General features: G+C 47.0%; 15 protein-coding genes and 1 pseudogene. 11 read left to right on the plus strand and 5 right to left on the minus strand.

Annotation, left to right across the window (positions count from 1 at the left end):
• Nucleotides 1–43: 43 nt before the first annotated feature.
• Entirely contained in the window at nt 44–1,018 is a 975-nt protein-coding gene (locus ABIB59_RS13030) for a tyrosine-type recombinase/integrase (protein ID WP_354035699.1), read from the minus strand.
• Nucleotides 1,019–1,209: 191 nt separating this feature from the next.
• Between ABIB59_RS13030 and ABIB59_RS13035 the strand changes: the two genes are divergently transcribed.
• From ABIB59_RS13035 to ABIB59_RS13080, 10 genes are all read left to right on the plus strand, one after another.
• Nucleotides 1,210–1,608 (plus strand): hypothetical protein, encoded by a 399-nt coding sequence (locus ABIB59_RS13035; RefSeq protein WP_354035700.1) that lies wholly within the window; start codon nt 1,210–1,212, stop codon nt 1,606–1,608.
• A gap of 87 nt (nt 1,609–1,695) precedes the next feature.
• Nucleotides 1,696–2,049, plus strand: coding sequence for a hypothetical protein (locus tag ABIB59_RS13040; RefSeq protein WP_354035702.1), 354 nt, complete (start codon nt 1,696–1,698; stop codon nt 2,047–2,049).
• A complete protein-coding gene (locus ABIB59_RS13045; RefSeq protein ID WP_354035704.1) occupies nt 2,042–2,473 on the plus strand; it encodes a hypothetical protein in 432 nt (143 codons plus the stop codon). Before ABIB59_RS13040 ends, ABIB59_RS13045 begins: the two co-directional genes overlap by 8 nt.
• A 46-nt stretch (nt 2,474–2,519) precedes the next feature.
• Nucleotides 2,520–2,948: a DUF2787 family protein gene (locus ABIB59_RS13050; protein ID WP_200037229.1), complete on the plus strand. Its 429-nt coding sequence runs from the start codon at nt 2,520–2,522 to the stop codon at nt 2,946–2,948.
• A gap of 58 nt (nt 2,949–3,006) precedes the next feature.
• Nucleotides 3,007–3,471, plus strand: a complete 465-nt coding sequence (locus tag ABIB59_RS13055; RefSeq protein ID WP_200037227.1) for a lecithin retinol acyltransferase family protein — start codon at nt 3,007–3,009, stop codon at nt 3,469–3,471.
• Nucleotides 3,450–3,689 carry a DeoR family transcriptional regulator gene (locus tag ABIB59_RS13060; RefSeq protein WP_072059255.1) on the plus strand — a complete coding sequence of 80 codons (240 nt, stop codon included), beginning with the start codon at nt 3,450–3,452 and terminating at the stop codon, nt 3,687–3,689. The genes ABIB59_RS13055 and ABIB59_RS13060 overlap by 22 nt, the downstream gene beginning before the upstream one ends.
• 74 nt (nt 3,690–3,763) lie before the next feature.
• Complete coding sequence (locus tag ABIB59_RS13065) at nt 3,764–4,150, plus strand: hypothetical protein (RefSeq protein WP_233610853.1); 387 nt, start codon at nt 3,764–3,766, stop codon at nt 4,148–4,150.
• 134 nt (nt 4,151–4,284) lie between these two features.
• Nucleotides 4,285–5,034 carry a YaaW family protein gene (locus tag ABIB59_RS13070; protein WP_354035707.1) on the plus strand — a complete coding sequence of 250 codons (750 nt, stop codon included), beginning with the start codon at nt 4,285–4,287 and terminating at the stop codon, nt 5,032–5,034.
• A 102-nt stretch (nt 5,035–5,136) separates the two neighbouring features.
• Nucleotides 5,137–5,850 (plus strand): helix-turn-helix transcriptional regulator, encoded by a 714-nt coding sequence (locus ABIB59_RS13075; protein ID WP_354035709.1) that lies wholly within the window; start codon nt 5,137–5,139, stop codon nt 5,848–5,850.
• Between the two features lie 58 nt (nt 5,851–5,908).
• Nucleotides 5,909–6,220 (plus strand): hypothetical protein, encoded by a 312-nt coding sequence (locus tag ABIB59_RS13080; RefSeq protein WP_354035711.1) that lies wholly within the window; start codon nt 5,909–5,911, stop codon nt 6,218–6,220.
• 272 nt (nt 6,221–6,492) lie between these two features.
• Here ABIB59_RS13080 and ABIB59_RS13085 read toward each other — a convergent pair whose 3' ends face one another.
• Both ABIB59_RS13085 and ABIB59_RS13090 read right to left on the minus strand, forming a co-directional pair.
• Nucleotides 6,493–7,239, minus strand: coding sequence for a hypothetical protein (locus ABIB59_RS13085; protein WP_354035713.1), 747 nt, complete (start codon nt 7,237–7,239; stop codon nt 6,493–6,495).
• A gap of 189 nt (nt 7,240–7,428) precedes the next feature.
• Entirely contained in the window at nt 7,429–9,573 is a 2,145-nt protein-coding gene (locus tag ABIB59_RS13090) for a hypothetical protein (RefSeq protein ID WP_354035715.1), read from the minus strand.
• A 1,012-nt stretch (nt 9,574–10,585) separates the two neighbouring features.
• On the opposite strand from ABIB59_RS13090, the gene ABIB59_RS13095 reads away from it, so the two are divergent.
• Nucleotides 10,586–12,775 carry a TonB-dependent siderophore receptor gene (locus ABIB59_RS13095; RefSeq protein ID WP_169038827.1) on the plus strand — a complete coding sequence of 730 codons (2,190 nt, stop codon included), beginning with the start codon at nt 10,586–10,588 and terminating at the stop codon, nt 12,773–12,775.
• Between the two features lie 73 nt (nt 12,776–12,848).
• On the opposite strand, the pseudogene ABIB59_RS13100 reads toward ABIB59_RS13095, so the two are convergent.
• Together ABIB59_RS13100 and ABIB59_RS13105 are read right to left on the minus strand one after the other, a co-directional pair.
• Nucleotides 12,849–12,989 (minus strand): annotated as a pseudogene (locus ABIB59_RS13100) (type II toxin-antitoxin system TacA family antitoxin); the annotation flags it as partial.
• A 141-nt stretch (nt 12,990–13,130) separates the two neighbouring features.
• Nucleotides 13,131–16,028 carry a LamG-like jellyroll fold domain-containing protein gene (locus ABIB59_RS13105; protein ID WP_169038826.1) on the minus strand — a complete coding sequence of 966 codons (2,898 nt, stop codon included), beginning with the start codon at nt 16,026–16,028 and terminating at the stop codon, nt 13,131–13,133.
• Nucleotides 16,029–16,082 lie beyond the last annotated feature (54 nt).

The following is a 16,082-nucleotide window of genomic DNA, read 5'->3' on the forward strand; positions in this document are numbered from 1 at the left end:
AAATATATAACGGTATAAGCCATGTCCTGCTCTATAAATGTTTTCATTGAGTCATGTTTACAAGGTTCAAATCTGCCATCGCCCGGTCAACAGCTTCGTGGTAACGCGCCGGGGAAGCGTGCAAGTAAAGCTCCGTTACTTTGATAGTGCTGTGACCCAGTAAGTCTTTGACGGTGTGAATGTCGGCCCCGCTCTCAATGAGTTTTGTCGCAAAGGTATGACGCATCTCATGGATGGTGAACGGTGGAATACCCGCAGCCTCACAAAGGCGTTTTTGCAGGCGACGCGGCTCAGAAACCGGATTGTCGGTACCCTTGCCAGGAAATACCCAGCCTTCATCACCCAGATGCTGACGCTGTTCTGTCAGAAGAACGAAAGCCTTGTCACATACCGGTACACGGCGGAGTTTGCCGTTTTTGGTATGGCGAAGGGTGATAACCTTCCGACTCCAGTCCACATCCTCAAGACGAAGATGACGGGTTTCCCCCAGACGCAGCCCCGTCAGGGCAAGGAACATGAGCAGAGCAAGGGCTTCATGATCGGGTTTACCATTACGCCAGCGCTCACAGACTTCCATCCAGCGCTGAAGCTGGAAGTCATCCATGGCGCGGCGATCGGACGTCACTTCAGGTAGCGCTTTGATATAAAGCGCCGGAGAGCGGCTGATGTATCCCATGCGTATAGCCCAGGTAAAAACCGCTTTAATGAGCGCCAGATGGCGGTTGCGGGTGGCAGGCTTCAGATCGAGATCATGCAGATAGGCAACAATGTCCGCCTCCGTCATATCGGCGATTTTTTTATCACCAAGACGAGGGAGCAGATACTTGTGAATTTTAGACAGGTCTGTCCTGGCTGAACGCTTAATACCTTTGTTCAGAACCTCTTCAACGTATATTTCCAGAAGACCATTAAAGTCCATTTTTTTAATCTTACGGTAATCTTTACCGTGCTTTTTACGATCATCTTTCAGGCTGGTCATAACTGCTGATGCAGTTTCACGGGCCTCGGCAACAGACATCTCAGGATATCGTCCAATACGCGCATAGATATTTTCGCCACAGATACTTTTGCGAACGATAAATGTGGCTTCACCTGGACTAGCAGGAGAGGCAATTATCTTCAGACCCGTTAGTTTGGTATCACTGACTTCTACTGCCCGGCCTTCATGCAATGCACGGGCACAGCTTTCCGCAATAACGGATTTAGTTAATGGCTGATTCGCCTTTTTTGTGGAGGGATATAACTTCATATCGCGTTCGTCTCATTAAAATCGTCAGAAACAAATTACAAGAGACGCTGGCCAGCGATAATGAAATACTACTCATGACTAATCGCTACTGCAAATCGACAAAGCAGCACATTATGTCAGGAAAGACATTCAAGCCACTTATAAACAGATTAAAAATTCAAATAAGAAAAATATCATTTGAAGTTTTATCTATAAAAATCATACAGTTATTTCTTCTGATGTATAAATCCCCTGAGGTTTGGGGCGAAAACCATTGTGAGATCGTTTTCGCCCTGAAGAACCTTGCCAAAACGGATCGTGTTCTTTTTCCGAAAATTAGGCCTCCAGAATATTCATCTTTTTTACCAGCCCCCCGGTAAATGCCATCCGGCGAATCAATCTCCGTAATGGCAACAGCATGAGAAACATATTATTTCATTGAATATCAGCAATATATGGAGAAAGCCATGTTTAAACTCACTACCCCCACCAGTATTCCCCTACTCAAACTGCCCGCCTCCGCGCTGGAAGCCCTCAGCAATGAAATCCTTGGCCCTGTCGATGATATCGACCTGTTTACCGGTTTCTGGAACGAAACGGGAACCCTGCTCTGGCATCTCAACCACGATGACACGCTCCCTGAAGACCCGCTGCTGGCAGTCGCACTGGCTAACCCGGAATACGTCACCGCGCTTGATGATGGCTGGTACCTCCTGCTCGGCATCGTCTGCGATAACGGACAGGGCATCTATCTGGTGTTCCCGGACACGACCGTTATCACTGAGCTACATAATCTGATTGAGGCGCTGAACCATGAGTAAGAAAAAAGTCGCTACCGAAGCCGCTGTCACCGAAAGCTATACCGTGTTCTACAGCGGGGAAGCAGAGAAAATCAGCCCCCACAGTAAGGGACTGCTGACGTATGAGCTGGGTCAGGAGGATGAAACCGGAAGCCTTGCCCTGCGCTTAACCGCCAATGGCGAAGGAGGCTTGTTCTCCCGTGAATGGATAACGCTTGATGCTATTCACGCCATTCTTGAACAGCAGCAGGACAGTTTCCCGTCCCGTGTATTCCGCCCGCTGTTTGGTCAGGGCAGCACCAACAACGCCGGGTTTCTTGCCGCTGTACTGAGAAGCCCGGATATCTGTCTTATCGAAGCGGACAGCAGCAGGCTTTTTATGCACCGCTGTTATGCCGACTGGCAGCATCGTATGACGCAGCTTGCTACGCTCAGCCAGGACTAATCCCCGCTTTTTCTGTGTTCCATACCCCTTAAAAAGGAAATTCACTATGTCATCACCCGCTATATTGCAGGGCGGCTATGTGCTGCCGCTCTCCCGGTCGTTCACCCAAATGCTTCTGGGTATCGTTGCGCAAAAACCGCCCCATCGTCACCCCATCACCGGATTAACCATTAACTTTCGTGACCCTGAATACTCACCGGAAACGGGTGGCTGGCATCCGGTCGAAATACGCCTCACTCCTGCCGGAGAAGACTGGCAGCTCAATTACGTCACCGATTTTCACTATGCAGGGCATCCGTGGCCTGAACTTGAAAAAGATGTTGATGTGAGCTGGACGCATCAGTACACATGGCTTTCCCGCTGTGGCGATATCTCTCATGCCGACGCCCGTGAGTTCTGGTCGCTGTGGGAAAGTAACTTTATGACGTACCACGATATGGGGGTTTTCACGGTCCGTATTTTGTGGGAAAGCTGAGTATTCACTACGTTTCCCCCGCATCCCCCCTCTCCCCCGAAGTAAGGAACTGAATGTTATGTACCGGCTTCTGCTGCTTAACTTCGTGGATTCATTTATCGATAACTGCATTCTGTCCTGCGTCGATGAACCGGCTTACGGCGGTATCGTGCAGTGCGAACTGCTTTTTGGCCTTGCCGCACACAGCGGTATCTATGTAGGTAACGGTGACATCATTCATCTTGACGGCGACGGCATCGTTATCCGAAGTCAGGCTCATGAGTTTCTTGACCGGCTCGATGGCTGGAACTCCGCTATCTCGGTGTATACCGATTGTATGGATTTAACGCCACAGGGCTGTACGCAGGCCGCTGAACGGGCACAGGCGGCTGTGGGTCAGCGCTATCCCTACAGCCTGCTCGACTTTAACTGCCACCGTTTTACTGCCCGCTGCGTTACCGGAAAATCGTGTGCTGATATATGGCTTGCCAGGCACCTCGATAGATTTCAGAAAGGGGACCGATGGCGCGTATGGCAACGATGAACGTTAATCGTCGCAGGCAACACGCTACCGGACAGGGAGAACGGCTTATCCGCCTGACCATGGTGCTGTTTTACGGTCAGACAATATCTGTTCGCTATATCACCCGACGATTTGACGTCTCTCCCCGTACTGCAAGACGGGACCTCACTCATCTGGCCTTTGTGCTTGAATCCGCTGGCCCTCACCGCTGGCGACTGGCTCCCTCGCTGAAACCCTGACTTTTTTCTCTGCCGGACATCTCCTGACCACTCCGTGTGGCAGGCTGTCTCCGCTTTTTAATCCATAAGGGAAAATGATGAAAATTCTTAAACTGTTAACCGCAACCATTCTGCTTTCCGCCTTCAGCCACAGTGCATTTGCCGATGAGCAGGCTGACGCTCAGATGATTACCAACTCGACCTTCTGCGCGATGTACTCCACCCGACTGACCCAGACCAGTGACAGCGGCCTTCAGGTAAAAGGCGTCAATCTCAATGCCCGCTTCAACGGACCGGTATTCAACCGGGTGCTCCAGGTGATGAACAAAACCTATGGCAGAACCTGGCTCGAATCAAATGCCCGTAATGGCAGCATGACCGCCATGCAGCTTTCGCAGTCGGAGCTGCTTTATAACCCGGAATATGCGCGTCAGTGCGATGCCTTCGCGAATAAAGTGGAAAAGGAATGGCGTAAAAAGTAACCGGAATACAATATCTGGTGAACAGAAACCTGCTTTCGGGCAGGTTTTTTTTTACTTTTTCTTTTTCAGCCGGACACGCCCTGTCCGGGGACATCCTTAAACTGTCAGGTTCAATATCCGCTATGAGGTGAAATATGGCTACCTACCGACACGACCCTGACCTTGAGTTTCTGCGCCACTGTCATCGTGACGATCTGGATTTACTGGTTTCTGTGCTTATCTGCGATCCGAAAGACGGACTGGCACGTATCACGGAAACGCTGACTTACGATCCTCAGTATAAAAAACACAAGCCCAATCATCCGCGTTACTGGGATGCCATTGCCGCCGAGGTTCAGACATTTGGAGCAAACAGCTTCGCCACGCTGCTCCGCTGGGGTAAAGGGGTACTGTACCGGGAAATTCTTACTGATGCCTGCGATAAAATGAAGGTGAACTACAACAACAAATCCAGTGTTGAAACCATTGAAATGAATCTGCTGATGAAGATCCTGGAGAAAAGCCTTGAGAAGATGACGCCCGATCAACTAAAGACAGTGGCGGAAGAATTGCAGACAGGCTACAGCAACCCCACGCCGGAGCTGCTGACCATGGCAATCCAAGCGGGGATAAAAACATCCGGGTTTGCGGCCTATCAGATGGCACTTGTTGTGACGAATGGCGTGGCGAAAGCCCTGTTAGGCAGAGGGCTGACCGTTGCAGGAAATGCCATGCTGACACGTACCATGGGAGCTTTTGCAGGTCCCGTGGGCTGGGTGCTAAGTTCTCTCTGGCTGCTGATAGATTTAGCCGGTCCCGCATACCGGGTGACGCTACCATCCTGTATTTTTATTGCCTACATGCGCCAGAAGCATCTTTATTCACCTGAGAATACTGACGCTTAGCACTTACATTTAAGATTTTCAGGCTTTAAAAAACTTCAGAGGGCGGACAAATCCTGTCCGCTACTGCTGGCATCATTTCCGGGCAAAATTCGGGAACGATGTATGACGCTGATAACACAAGAAAACGAACATGACAGACTGGCAACCCGCCTTTCCATCATCCTGAGCCGTTTGTTTCAGGGTGAAAAGTTGCATATCGGGACGCTGGCAGAAGAATTCGGGGTAACAACGCGAACGCTGCGGAGGGATTTCAATGTCCGCCTCACGTATCTTGATATTGAACAGGCAAACGGCGTGTATCAGCTCGCCTCACATTACTTTCGTCGCCGCACGGAACGGGATATGAAAATACTGGCGAGACTACTGCATCTCGACCGTCTGTTACCCGCGATGGATGCCAAACTGCTGAGCCTTCTGCTTGACGGGGAGCACCCTTCACCCTACAGGATTATGCTTCCGGAACCACGCCAGAAACCCACGCTGTTCGGTGATTTCAGCAGACTAACGCTCGCCATACTTAACCAGACCAAGGTGCGTATCAGAACCGACGAAAACGTCAGCCATACCGTTCATCCCTATCGTCTGCTTTGCAGCCATGCGGAGTGGTTTCTTGCCGGATGTACTTTATCGGGTGTGTTCGTTATCTCCCTGTCCCGAATCAGGCTGGTTGAGGTGTTACCGGATACGACGTTTGAGATCGATAGTGCGCTTATTTCGCTGATTGAACAGTCTGACTTTATGGAAGCGTTACCCCACATGAACATTATTCATCAGATAATGCATTACGGGAGCAAACAGACGAATAATCATAATTAAAATTACAACATATTATTAGTGATGATTAAATCACATTAACATGATAAGTGAGAAAGTTATGATTATCGATAAAGAATACGCACTTGTAGATGCAACAGCAAGACTTAACACTGACCTGCGAGACTATGAAAGTGAAATAAACAGAGCCGCCAGCGTGACGTTTGGTAATGACCTCACTGGCATAGTCATTTATCAGTTCAGTTTTATCATCAGAGTCAGGACATATGACGAAAAGATAAAACATGGTCTTCTTGTTAACTTTGGTAAAAACATAGCAAGACAGGTTTCATCACTTTGTGAATCCGCAATGCGATACTACCCGAATGAAAAACACAAACCGAGTCGTCAATTATTCAGATGCCTTAAATAATGCCTCTTCGGTTAAGAATTATTTACATTCAATATTAATAAGGAATGCCACTATAATTTCTTTGAAATTATAGTGGTTATTGAAAGCACAGTATTTGCTTGACATGCTATGTATTAATTCAGACTTGATGTGATTATTTTTAAGTAATTAAATCATCAAACTAAATAATCTAATTTTAACTGCATACAAAAATACGCGTGTAAATTACAATAAAAGCCACCGACCATTACTCAATAAAATACATGACAAATACATGACAAATACAAACTTTATCATTCAAGGATAGTATTTCCATTGTTATCCCATAGCATCGCCCAAAATTGCTGACTCCAATTAGTTGTGTTCCCATCAAAGTAATAGGATTTTCCAAGAGCCTCTCCAAATTCTCTTATGAGCTCTCCAAATTGTTTATCATCCTGATTTCTCGCAAGCCATTGTCGTCCAAGTATATATGTTAACAAAGCATGATAAAGAGTAATTCTTGTAGCCTTTTGGGGGTCATATGCTCGTGGTTTTATTTCAAGAAATAGTTTATCACCACTCATACTTTGAAGCTTCATTTGCCACTGCGCTAAATCTCTTCCGTAATGAGCATAAGATTGAATTGATTTGGCAAATTCACGCATGAAAATAGCCCAAGGTTCATTCCATAATCCAGAACCATAACTTATCCATACATTATCCTGTAACCATGCTCTAAGTTTCCCGGGCGTAATCTTATCCTGCTCCCATTCTGATAAGACAAGATGAGCCTCAGGATGCCCACAAATACCAAGTTCAATAACGCTAATAGCCTCAATACATTGGCGAGTTGCTACAAGTGCGTTTGCATGCATACCCTCTCTGTTAGCTTGGTTTGCAAGAGATAAGCTATCAAGAACAAACCAATGAGCCAGCAATGGACAATTTTTAACCTGCAATGGGAAATTATTTGAAGATAAAGACTCAGATACACGTTCCATTGTTTCTGAGATTGCCAACTCTGTTAGCTTAAACCAATCAGGGATATTTTCTGTCAATTTTTTCACCATTCTTGTTTTTTATACATGTCATTTAGGGCACCAAGATTAACTTATCTCGCTTAAAAACAGCATGAACTCTCGATTAACAATACTTATATTTCTTGCTCATAAAACCCCAGAAGATAATATTTAATTATGCGCCATGGGCTCATCAGTTCAATCTGAGCCAACTCACATTATTGTTAACTACAACATGAGGTTGAGTTCATCAATATCCAACTTGAGATTAAGCTTATTTTGGTATACTCCAATTCTTTTTTTTGCACGCTCTATAACATCTTCAAAATGCAATATTTCAAAATAAGTTTCTCCTAACTTCACGCCAGTAGTAGGATCTTGCAATGGGTTGGATTGAAACCACCCGTTACCTAAAGGAAACTTAGTCCAACCATTAAGTCTGAGAGGGTTTACACGATCACCGATCAGATATCCGTAAAACTTCTTTAATCTGCCATTAGATTTAGCTGCTAAAAGATGAGAGTACTCGATAAGATCACCTACATGCTCATCCATATTAACACCAGGGGCTTTGAATTCAACAATAATAACAGAACCTTCTTTATTGAAGATCGCAATATCAGGTCTCTTAGCACCATTATCATTAGACCGTTTATTGAGCAAAGCCTGCATTTCCACATCAATTTCACTAGAAAAAATATTACTTCCATCATCCCATTTGAGCTTAGACAATGGCATATCAGAAGCAATATAGTCATAATAATGATATTCTTCACTTAACAGCCAAATATCATGATCAGTAACATCATTTGAGTCTTTTCTCATTGGGAAAAAGATGCTATGTATAATTCTTTCATCTTTTCGCCTTGAGCCCTCAATTTGAGCTTGTATATTTAAGCCTTGTCCACAAGCTAAACTAAGCACCTCAATTATTGCAGCTCGCCTAACAATTACTTGGGAAAGATTAGCCATATCGATATTTTTTAGTGAAGCAGTATACTTCCAAGATAGATTATTTATTTTTTCTCTAAAATCATCAGTATCGGGTTCAGACTTAGCAATCTCCTCCTTGAGATTCATTATCTCTGCTGTTTCATCTAATACTTTCTCTTGATATTTCTTTAGAACTCGTTCAGCAACATCTTGTGGAGTATCTCCATACACAATTCGTGTCGATGTTTCTTGTAGCATCTTTTCACTAATACCAAAATTGTTAATTATAGTTTTTATTACATCTTCTTTTTTCCAATTTACAGGTCCAACCATCTGTCTAATTATAGGATCTATTTTTTCATAAATAGAAGAGTATGAAATATCCTCATTAGCAAAAAGCTTGGAGTGAACAAATTCCTCTGGTATATTATCAAAGTCATCTCGTTGCTCATTGACATGAAGATCTAAATACTCACTCTCAATCATCACTATATGATGAAATCCATTGACAGCATTATTCTGCTCACTTCTACTTCGAAGATATCTTGATGTAATATCTTTTACAGGTGATGATTTAGCACATAATGCTATCGAATTTTTGGGGAGCCCATACTTTCTTGAATCTAATTTGTAATGAGATACTTTGAATAGTTCTGACGTACCTAAGTATGTACCTGATTCTGCATCATACTCTTGAACGAAAACAGTATCCACACTAGTCACACCAGGTAAATCGTCACGTTTTAGCCTTGCAACTTCAACTATTTCGCTATCTTTTATTGTCTTAAATTCTATTTCAAAATCACCTAACTGCTCCTCCAGACCAATTAGTCTTTGCAAAAAAGAGAGCAACATGCTTTTACTTAAAACATTCGCAGAATAAGACTCAGAGAGACATTCAGAGTTAGTTATTTTTGTACAGACTTGATCTTTCAAATGGCTTAATCTGATACTTGTACCAATCATACCATCGTCACACGGAGCTGTTATGACATCTGATTCTGTAATTTCTTTTTTAGAATCAACGTAGCTTAACTCACGTTTAAAACATTCATTATTGATTGTGTAAACACTCGCTATATCTATCACTGAGAAATAGTGAAAATACTGTATTCTCCCAGCCCCTTTGCATTTTCCTATCCCTGGTATAGACAAATCATCTTTATATGATGTATCCATGGTAAGAAATGCTTTTAATTGCTCATCACCTAATCCACATCCATTATCTTTACATATAACTTCCATGTTAGCCGTATCTTTAAACATTCCAGCATTAGATACATCAACCTCTATGTCAATTCTCATATCGGGAGCATACTGATCGTAATATTTACGAATCAAGTATGAGTCAATTGAATTTGAAATCAGCTCTTCAAAAACAACATACGGATTTTTACTTAATTTAGTATTTTTTAACCCGCCCCGAATGTCTAATGCCATATATTCCTCACTAGATTACTTTAAGCTATCTAAGATGCATCTTTGATTATAAATCAAACTTTGTAGCATTGACCACAAGAGAGTTTAATTTACCTTAAAAGCGTTCTTTGCAGCGACACCTGAATAAGCTCCATTGCTCTTTCTACCGCCCCAGCCCCTAGGTCCCCATTTGCAATATCATTGAAGGCAGATTAAACCCTTCTAGTGACAAGTCATATCCGTGCATAGGCAAATCAATTGCTTTGCCTACAGACAGACGCTGATCATCCTCCTCTTAAGAGAACTTAGCTATGATACTAATCACAAGGTAGGATTCTGGTAGGATCGAATTGATTGTTTTATAAGCTATATAAGTATGATGCATTAGTAGGGGAAACGTTTTAGCAAAAAAATCCAGTCAAAATGTCTTGCCACTGAAGTGGAGGTAGGTAGTTCATAAGCAGTTTTAAAGGGATTGAAAATCCCCGTGTCCTTGGTTCGATTCCGAGTCCGGGCACCACTTATTCAGAGAACCCAGCCTATGGCTGGGTTTTTGCTTTTCTGCGACCGGACTCTTCATCGAACTTCGTTCGATTATTCGCCGCAAGCGGCTCACCCCTACGGGGCCAGCGCGACACGCGCGCTGTTCAACGCCTCCGGCGTTAGTCCGGGTCCGGGCACCACTATTCAGAGAACCCGCCCACAAGGCGGGTTTTTGCTTTTGGTTTCCCCTTCTCCTTCAGGCAGAAAATCGGTGTGAGGGGGAGCATTCAGCGCCCTCTTTCCCGGATGCGGCTGCGCCTTATCCGGGTTACCCCCCTTAACTCTAAAGACTCGCCAAACATCCTATTTCCCGCACCATAAACCACATAAAAATCATGCCATTAGAGAAATATTTTTTAACATAAACTGTTTACATGGTAACGATAATTCATATCATCTTGATAATCACTATCACCACTAAGGTGATGCGCTTGCGGCACGGGAGAATCAACGCCGCCGTACCTTTGGATTAATCAGGATTACCACAATAATGAAACCTCGTTACTTTTGGACGTTAAGTCCTTGTTTACTGATGATGTTAAACGCAAATGCCGCAGCTGAAGGTCAAAAAGAAGAGACACTGGTGGTGGCCGCCAGCCGTGCTAATCACAGCATTACCGACATGGCGCAGACCACCTGGGTCATTGAACAGGCGGAAATTGAACAGCAGGTTCAGGGCGGTAAAGAGTTCAAAGAAGTGCTGGCGCAGTTGATTCCCGGTATGGATGTCAGCAGCCAGGGCCGCACCAACTACGGTATGAATATGCGTGGTCGTTCGATGATGGTGATGGTCGACGGCGTACGTTTAAACTCCTCGCGCAGCGACAGCCGCCAGCTTGATTCAATCGATCCATTTAATATCGCCCGCATTGAAGTTATCTCCGGCGCAACCTCTCTCTACGGCGGCGGCAGTACCGGTGGCTTAATCAATATCGTGACTAAAAAAGGCCAGCCGGAAACAGAAGTCGAGTTTCAGACCGGCATGAAGACGGGCTTTAACAGCCATAACGATAATGACGAAAACGTCGCGGCGGCGGTCAGCGGCGGCAACGACAATGCATCCGGACGCCTGTCGGTGGCGTATCAGCGCTTTGGCGGCTGGTATGACGGCAAAGGGAATGAGGTCAATATCGATAACACCCAGACCGGCCTGCAGTACTCAGACCGTCTGGATGTCATGGGCACCGGTACGCTGAATATCGACGCTCATCAGCAGTTGCAGCTCACCACTCAGTATTACAAAAGCGAATCCGACGGTAAGCACGGCCTGTACCTTGGCGAGAATTTCTCGGCGGTAACCGGTTCTGGCAAAGCGTACAACAAAAACAACCTCGACTCCGACCGCATTCCGGGCACCGAGCGCCACCTGATCAACCTGCAATATTCCAACACCGATTTCTGGGGCCAGGACCTGCTCGCACAGATTTACTACCGTGATGAAAGCCTGACGTTCTACCCCTTCCCTACCCTCTCCGGCGGCCGGGTGACCAGTATTGGCGCATCGCAGCAAAAGACCGATTTCTACGGCGGCAAGCTGACCATCAACAGCAAGCCACTGGAGGATTTAACCCTGACATGGGGCGTGGATGCCGAACATGAAACTTTCGACGCCAACCAGCAATTTTTCGACCTTAACAAAGCGGCGGCCAGCGGTGGCATGAAGCTGGACAACGCCTGGAACGTCGGGCGTTATCCGGGTTACAGCATCACCAACCTCGCCCCTTTCCTGCAAAGTAGCTACGACATCTCAGCTATCACCCTGAGCGGCGGCGTGCGCTATCAATACACAGAAAACCGGGTCGATGACTTTATTGGTTACGCGCAGCAGCAGGCGATTGCCACAGGCAGAGCCACCTCAGCAGACGCGGTGCCGGGCGGGAAAACCGATTACAACAACCTGCTGTTTAACGCAGGCATTCTGGGTCATCTGACGGATCGCCAGCAGTTGTGGTTTAACTTCTCACAAGGCTTTGAGATCCCGGATCTGGCGAAATACTACGGCTCCGGCACCTACCAGTTGAGTAATGGGCACTATCGTCTGGTCAACAGCGTGAACGTCAACGACTCAAAACTCGACGGTATCAAAGTCGATGCGTATGAGCTGGGCTGGCGTTTCACCGGGGATAATCTGCGCACCCAAATTGCTGGTTACTACTCACTTTCTGACAAAACCATCAACATCAATAAAACCGACATGACCATCAATATTGAAGATGACCAGCGTCGTATTTATGGTGTTGAAGGCCAGGTGGATTACTTCTTTACTGATAGCGAGTGGAGCACCGGCGCGAACTTTAACGCCATTAAATCGCAAACCCGCGTTGACGGGAAATGGCAAAAGCTGACGGTCGACAGTGCAAGCCCGTCGAAAATGAGCGCATGGGTCACCTGGGCGCCGGGCGACTGGACACTGCGTCTGCAAAGTACCCAGACCTTTGATCTCTCTGACGAAGCCGGTAAGCACATCGATGGCTATAACACCGTTGACCTGTTAGGCAGCTATGTACTGCCCGTGGGCAAGCTGAGCTTTAGCGTCGAAAACCTGCTGGATGAAGATTACACCACCGCCTGGGGACAACGCGCACCGGGCCTTTATAGCCCAACCTACGGTGCTGAGAATCTGTATACCTACAAAGGCCGCGGTCGTACCTTCGGCCTGAACTACTCGGTATTGTTCTGATGACCGCTGCCGCCTGCGATGTGGGCGGCAGTTTTTGCCAAGAGCAGCTTCACTCCTTGAGTCGTGCGAAGCCTGCGCGGACAACGTCAAGAACGAAATCAGTTCGGTTCTTACCTCTGGCTTTCGCGGCACGATCAATTAGCTCCCGCTTCGCAGGTTTGATGCGTAAATTTAACGTTTCGCGTTTAGCAGAAATGCTATGTGAAACTGGCATAGTTAATTGCCCTCTCATTTTCTGAGCGTTAAATACACACGATGTAACGCTAACGCCATTACATGCGCACCTGACTCATTAAAAAACCCGCCCTGATGAACTGAGGGCGGGTTTGAATTTTCTTGCGAGACAATTCAACACTCAGTTCTTCGAACCCCAGACAAATGCGCCCTGGTCTTGCGGACCGGTTCCTTTATAGACACACAGGTTGCCGTCATCCTGCATAATCAGGAAGAATTTGCCACCGTCGGCAAGCCGCTGTGTACCCCAAAGGTATTTCCCCTGGTTACCCATGGTACCAAAGTAGGTACAGAGGTTGCCGTCGGCTTGCACCACTGTAAAGAACTGTCCTCCCGGCCCCGTTTTCTGACTGCCCCAGACATATTTACCCTGATTATGGGGTGTGCCCTGATAAACGCAGAGGTTACCATCGGCCTGCATGATGGCGAAATATTGCCGATTGCTGGAAATCAACGTGCCATTCACCCCAAGCGGTTCCATCAGCGTGAGGTAATTGCTGCGGATATCGCTTGAGCCCGAAATACTGTGGGGGCCGGAATATTGCCACAGCGGGTTCCAGTACGAATTGATCATCTGGCTGACCGCATCCTTCCCTTCTACAAGATAATCAATCTCCGAGAGGAAGCCTGGGTAGAGATTATCGGAACCGACCACATACACCTCGTCATCGATAATCATAATCTTGGCGTGGTTGCCCGGTGCCGAGGGCACTTTGGAATAGATGTAACCACTGGCATTGATCACTGCCCAGGCGGCACTGCCGATAACACCTTTCACCGGTGGCTCAACGGAAAGCGGCGGCTGTTTCAGGGTTGCCGTGTAACCTTCGGGGCTCAGATCCGGCCATTTGTAAGTCACCCCCTCCTGCGTTTTGTTCGCCGGGACTTTATCCGTGTAATACAGCGGCGCGATATGCAGACGTTTCAGGGCATTAGCACGTATACCGCCAGGGTCGCTAATGGGCGCATCCGTGGCGACATCATGCGTCATATAATACTCCATCAGCTCGAATGTTCGGGAGGCACCAGAACCAAAAGAATATTGATCGCCCGCCGCGCCAGCCCCGGCATCCAGCGGCGAAACGACAATTTGCACCTGTAATGCCGTATTATTCAGTAACGCCTCCAGCAGCCACTGACAAACTTTATGATCGGACCAGTTTTTCTTCCATGCGCTCACCAGGTCCATCTGCGACATACGAATAGTCTTTTTGGCATGCTTGATGAGCTGTTCTTTCATGATCTCTGCCGCTTTCTGAAAGCTCGTTGCCGGGTCAGGGCCATTCCAGTATTTCCCCAGCACCAGATTACGCGTGGCGAGTTTGTACTCTTCAAATCCGGCATATTTCGTATAGATTACACGTAGCGGGAAAACCGGAAGTTTCAGATCCAGCAGCGTTTTTAAATCCTGATCGCGAATGTCCAGGCTCGCCGGGGCGTACTCCTCATGGTTTACCCCCTGTTCGCCGCCATCAGGCTGAACGCCCCCCTTATGAAGGGCAATAATCGCTTTTTGCTGGCCCTCGAGATAAGCCGCAACCTCAGGTTGCACGAAGGGGTCGCGAGGTAATGTGGGATCGCTATCCTTGTTTTGCCAGCTCAGGTTGCTTACGTTCAGCGTCTCTTTGGTAATCAGGTCTTTGCCGCATACCCACATTTGATTTAGGAAAAGCTGCGACCCCTGCGCAGGCTTGCCGTGTACAACCACCGACACATCGTGCACGGGAGGATAGCTGCGAAACAGATCCATATTCAGGTTATGTCCGCCAACCAGTGCCGATGTGCCATCCATGCTGATAATTTTGGTGTGGTTCCACGTCATTTTCGTGTCGTCGACACCAATCACTGCGCTACCAAACACTTTGGCCTGAATCGCCGAAATGATCCCGGCACCGAGCCGATAGAACCGCCCCATCCAGATCTCGGGCATCACTTCCCACTCTTTACCGCGCTCCTGAATCAGGCGAATCAGCCCCGCTTTAAACTCGGTATAGTTAGCCGGTTCGCCAACCGGCGTGGTGGGGGTCTGGCCAAAAAAGAAGCGGAACTGTGTCGGCTGAGTTCTGCCCATGCGTTGAGTTAAACAGGTATCAATGGCGCCAAAAATCACCCGCTGCCAGTCCGGATCCGGACTATTTAGTGAGGACACATCACAACGAAATTTGGTTTTTTGAATGATTTCATCAATGGCCCGGGAGAAATCCCTTTGTCGATTACGGGCCTGGGTCATAATATCCCGCCCGAAATCCATTCCCCAGATATGGGGTGTATCCATAATACGAATATACGACGGGCCGCTTAACTGATTGAAATAGCCTTTAACGGCCTGTTCAACCCGGTCGATAAAAGGCAGATCCTCACCGGAAAAAACGCCGGGGGCGGAATATGCGACAGCGCCAACGGGGCTCGCATTATTATGGCTCGGTGACTGGTCCGTCGCATTCTGTCCGGCGAAAGTGTAATAAGTCACCAGGCCTGGCTCCGTGCCAGTCAGCGGCTGATTCATTTGCGTGCTAATTTGCGCTGCGGATAGTGCAATATTCCAGACGCGAACTTCATCAAGCTCGCCATTAAATTGATTATATTGTTCTTGTCGTTGCGCCGTGGCCCCAATGTACAGTGGCAAGGCGTTATTCACGTTGACAGGTGGTGTAATATTGTTTTTTGGGCTTGATGAAACTAGCGTGCCATCTACATAGACAGAGAGCTGGCTATTCTGACGAACACCCGTTAAAAAATGCCAGTTTCCATCACTGATATGGGTGGCAACCGTATTAATTTCATAGAAGCCAAATCCATTATCCGTCGCGAGTTTAACCAGACCGCCAGGTTTAATGACCAGCAAAAAACCACCGTTACCGGCACCGCCTTCGGTTGCTTTGCGTGAAATAACGGTGCCGGATGCGCGGGTTTTTACCCAGCACTGAAGCGTAAAGTCACCTGTGCCAAAATTATAAACCGTGCTATTTGGCGCAGACAGATAAGACGGATTTCCCACTAAATTGAGTGCATAGCTCATGATAATCTTTCCTGTGAATGATAATCAGGTATGTCCGTTAATTGGCTGGGCGTT

It is taken from the genome of Citrobacter sp. UYEF32, from assembly GCF_040546205.1.
Classification (GTDB): domain Bacteria; phylum Pseudomonadota; class Gammaproteobacteria; order Enterobacterales; family Enterobacteriaceae; genus Phytobacter; species Phytobacter diazotrophicus.

Excerpts from the sequence above, each read along its gene's own strand:
- ABIB59_RS13030 (WP_354035699.1), bottom strand. The coding sequence starts at position 1,018 with ATGTCTGTTGCCGAGGCCCGTGAAACTGCATCAGCAGTTATGACCAGC.
- ABIB59_RS13035 (WP_354035700.1), top strand. The coding sequence starts at position 1,210 with ATGGCTGATTCGCCTTTTTTGTGGAGGGATATAACTTCATATCGCGTT.
- ABIB59_RS13040 (WP_354035702.1), top strand. The coding sequence starts at position 1,696 with ATGTTTAAACTCACTACCCCCACCAGTATTCCCCTACTCAAACTGCCC.
- ABIB59_RS13045 (WP_354035704.1), top strand. The coding sequence starts at position 2,042 with ATGAGTAAGAAAAAAGTCGCTACCGAAGCCGCTGTCACCGAAAGCTAT.
- ABIB59_RS13050 (WP_200037229.1), top strand. The coding sequence starts at position 2,520 with ATGTCATCACCCGCTATATTGCAGGGCGGCTATGTGCTGCCGCTCTCC.
- ABIB59_RS13055 (WP_200037227.1), top strand. The coding sequence starts at position 3,007 with ATGTACCGGCTTCTGCTGCTTAACTTCGTGGATTCATTTATCGATAAC.
- ABIB59_RS13060 (WP_072059255.1), top strand. The coding sequence starts at position 3,450 with ATGGCGCGTATGGCAACGATGAACGTTAATCGTCGCAGGCAACACGCT.
- ABIB59_RS13065 (WP_233610853.1), top strand. The coding sequence starts at position 3,764 with ATGATGAAAATTCTTAAACTGTTAACCGCAACCATTCTGCTTTCCGCC.
- ABIB59_RS13070 (WP_354035707.1), top strand. The coding sequence starts at position 4,285 with ATGGCTACCTACCGACACGACCCTGACCTTGAGTTTCTGCGCCACTGT.
- ABIB59_RS13075 (WP_354035709.1), top strand. The coding sequence starts at position 5,137 with ATGACGCTGATAACACAAGAAAACGAACATGACAGACTGGCAACCCGC.
- ABIB59_RS13080 (WP_354035711.1), top strand. The coding sequence starts at position 5,909 with ATGATTATCGATAAAGAATACGCACTTGTAGATGCAACAGCAAGACTT.
- ABIB59_RS13090 (WP_354035715.1), bottom strand. The coding sequence starts at position 9,573 with ATGGCATTAGACATTCGGGGCGGGTTAAAAAATACTAAATTAAGTAAA.
- ABIB59_RS13095 (WP_169038827.1), top strand. The coding sequence starts at position 10,586 with ATGAAACCTCGTTACTTTTGGACGTTAAGTCCTTGTTTACTGATGATG.
- ABIB59_RS13105 (WP_169038826.1), bottom strand. The coding sequence starts at position 16,028 with ATGAGCTATGCACTCAATTTAGTGGGAAATCCGTCTTATCTGTCTGCG.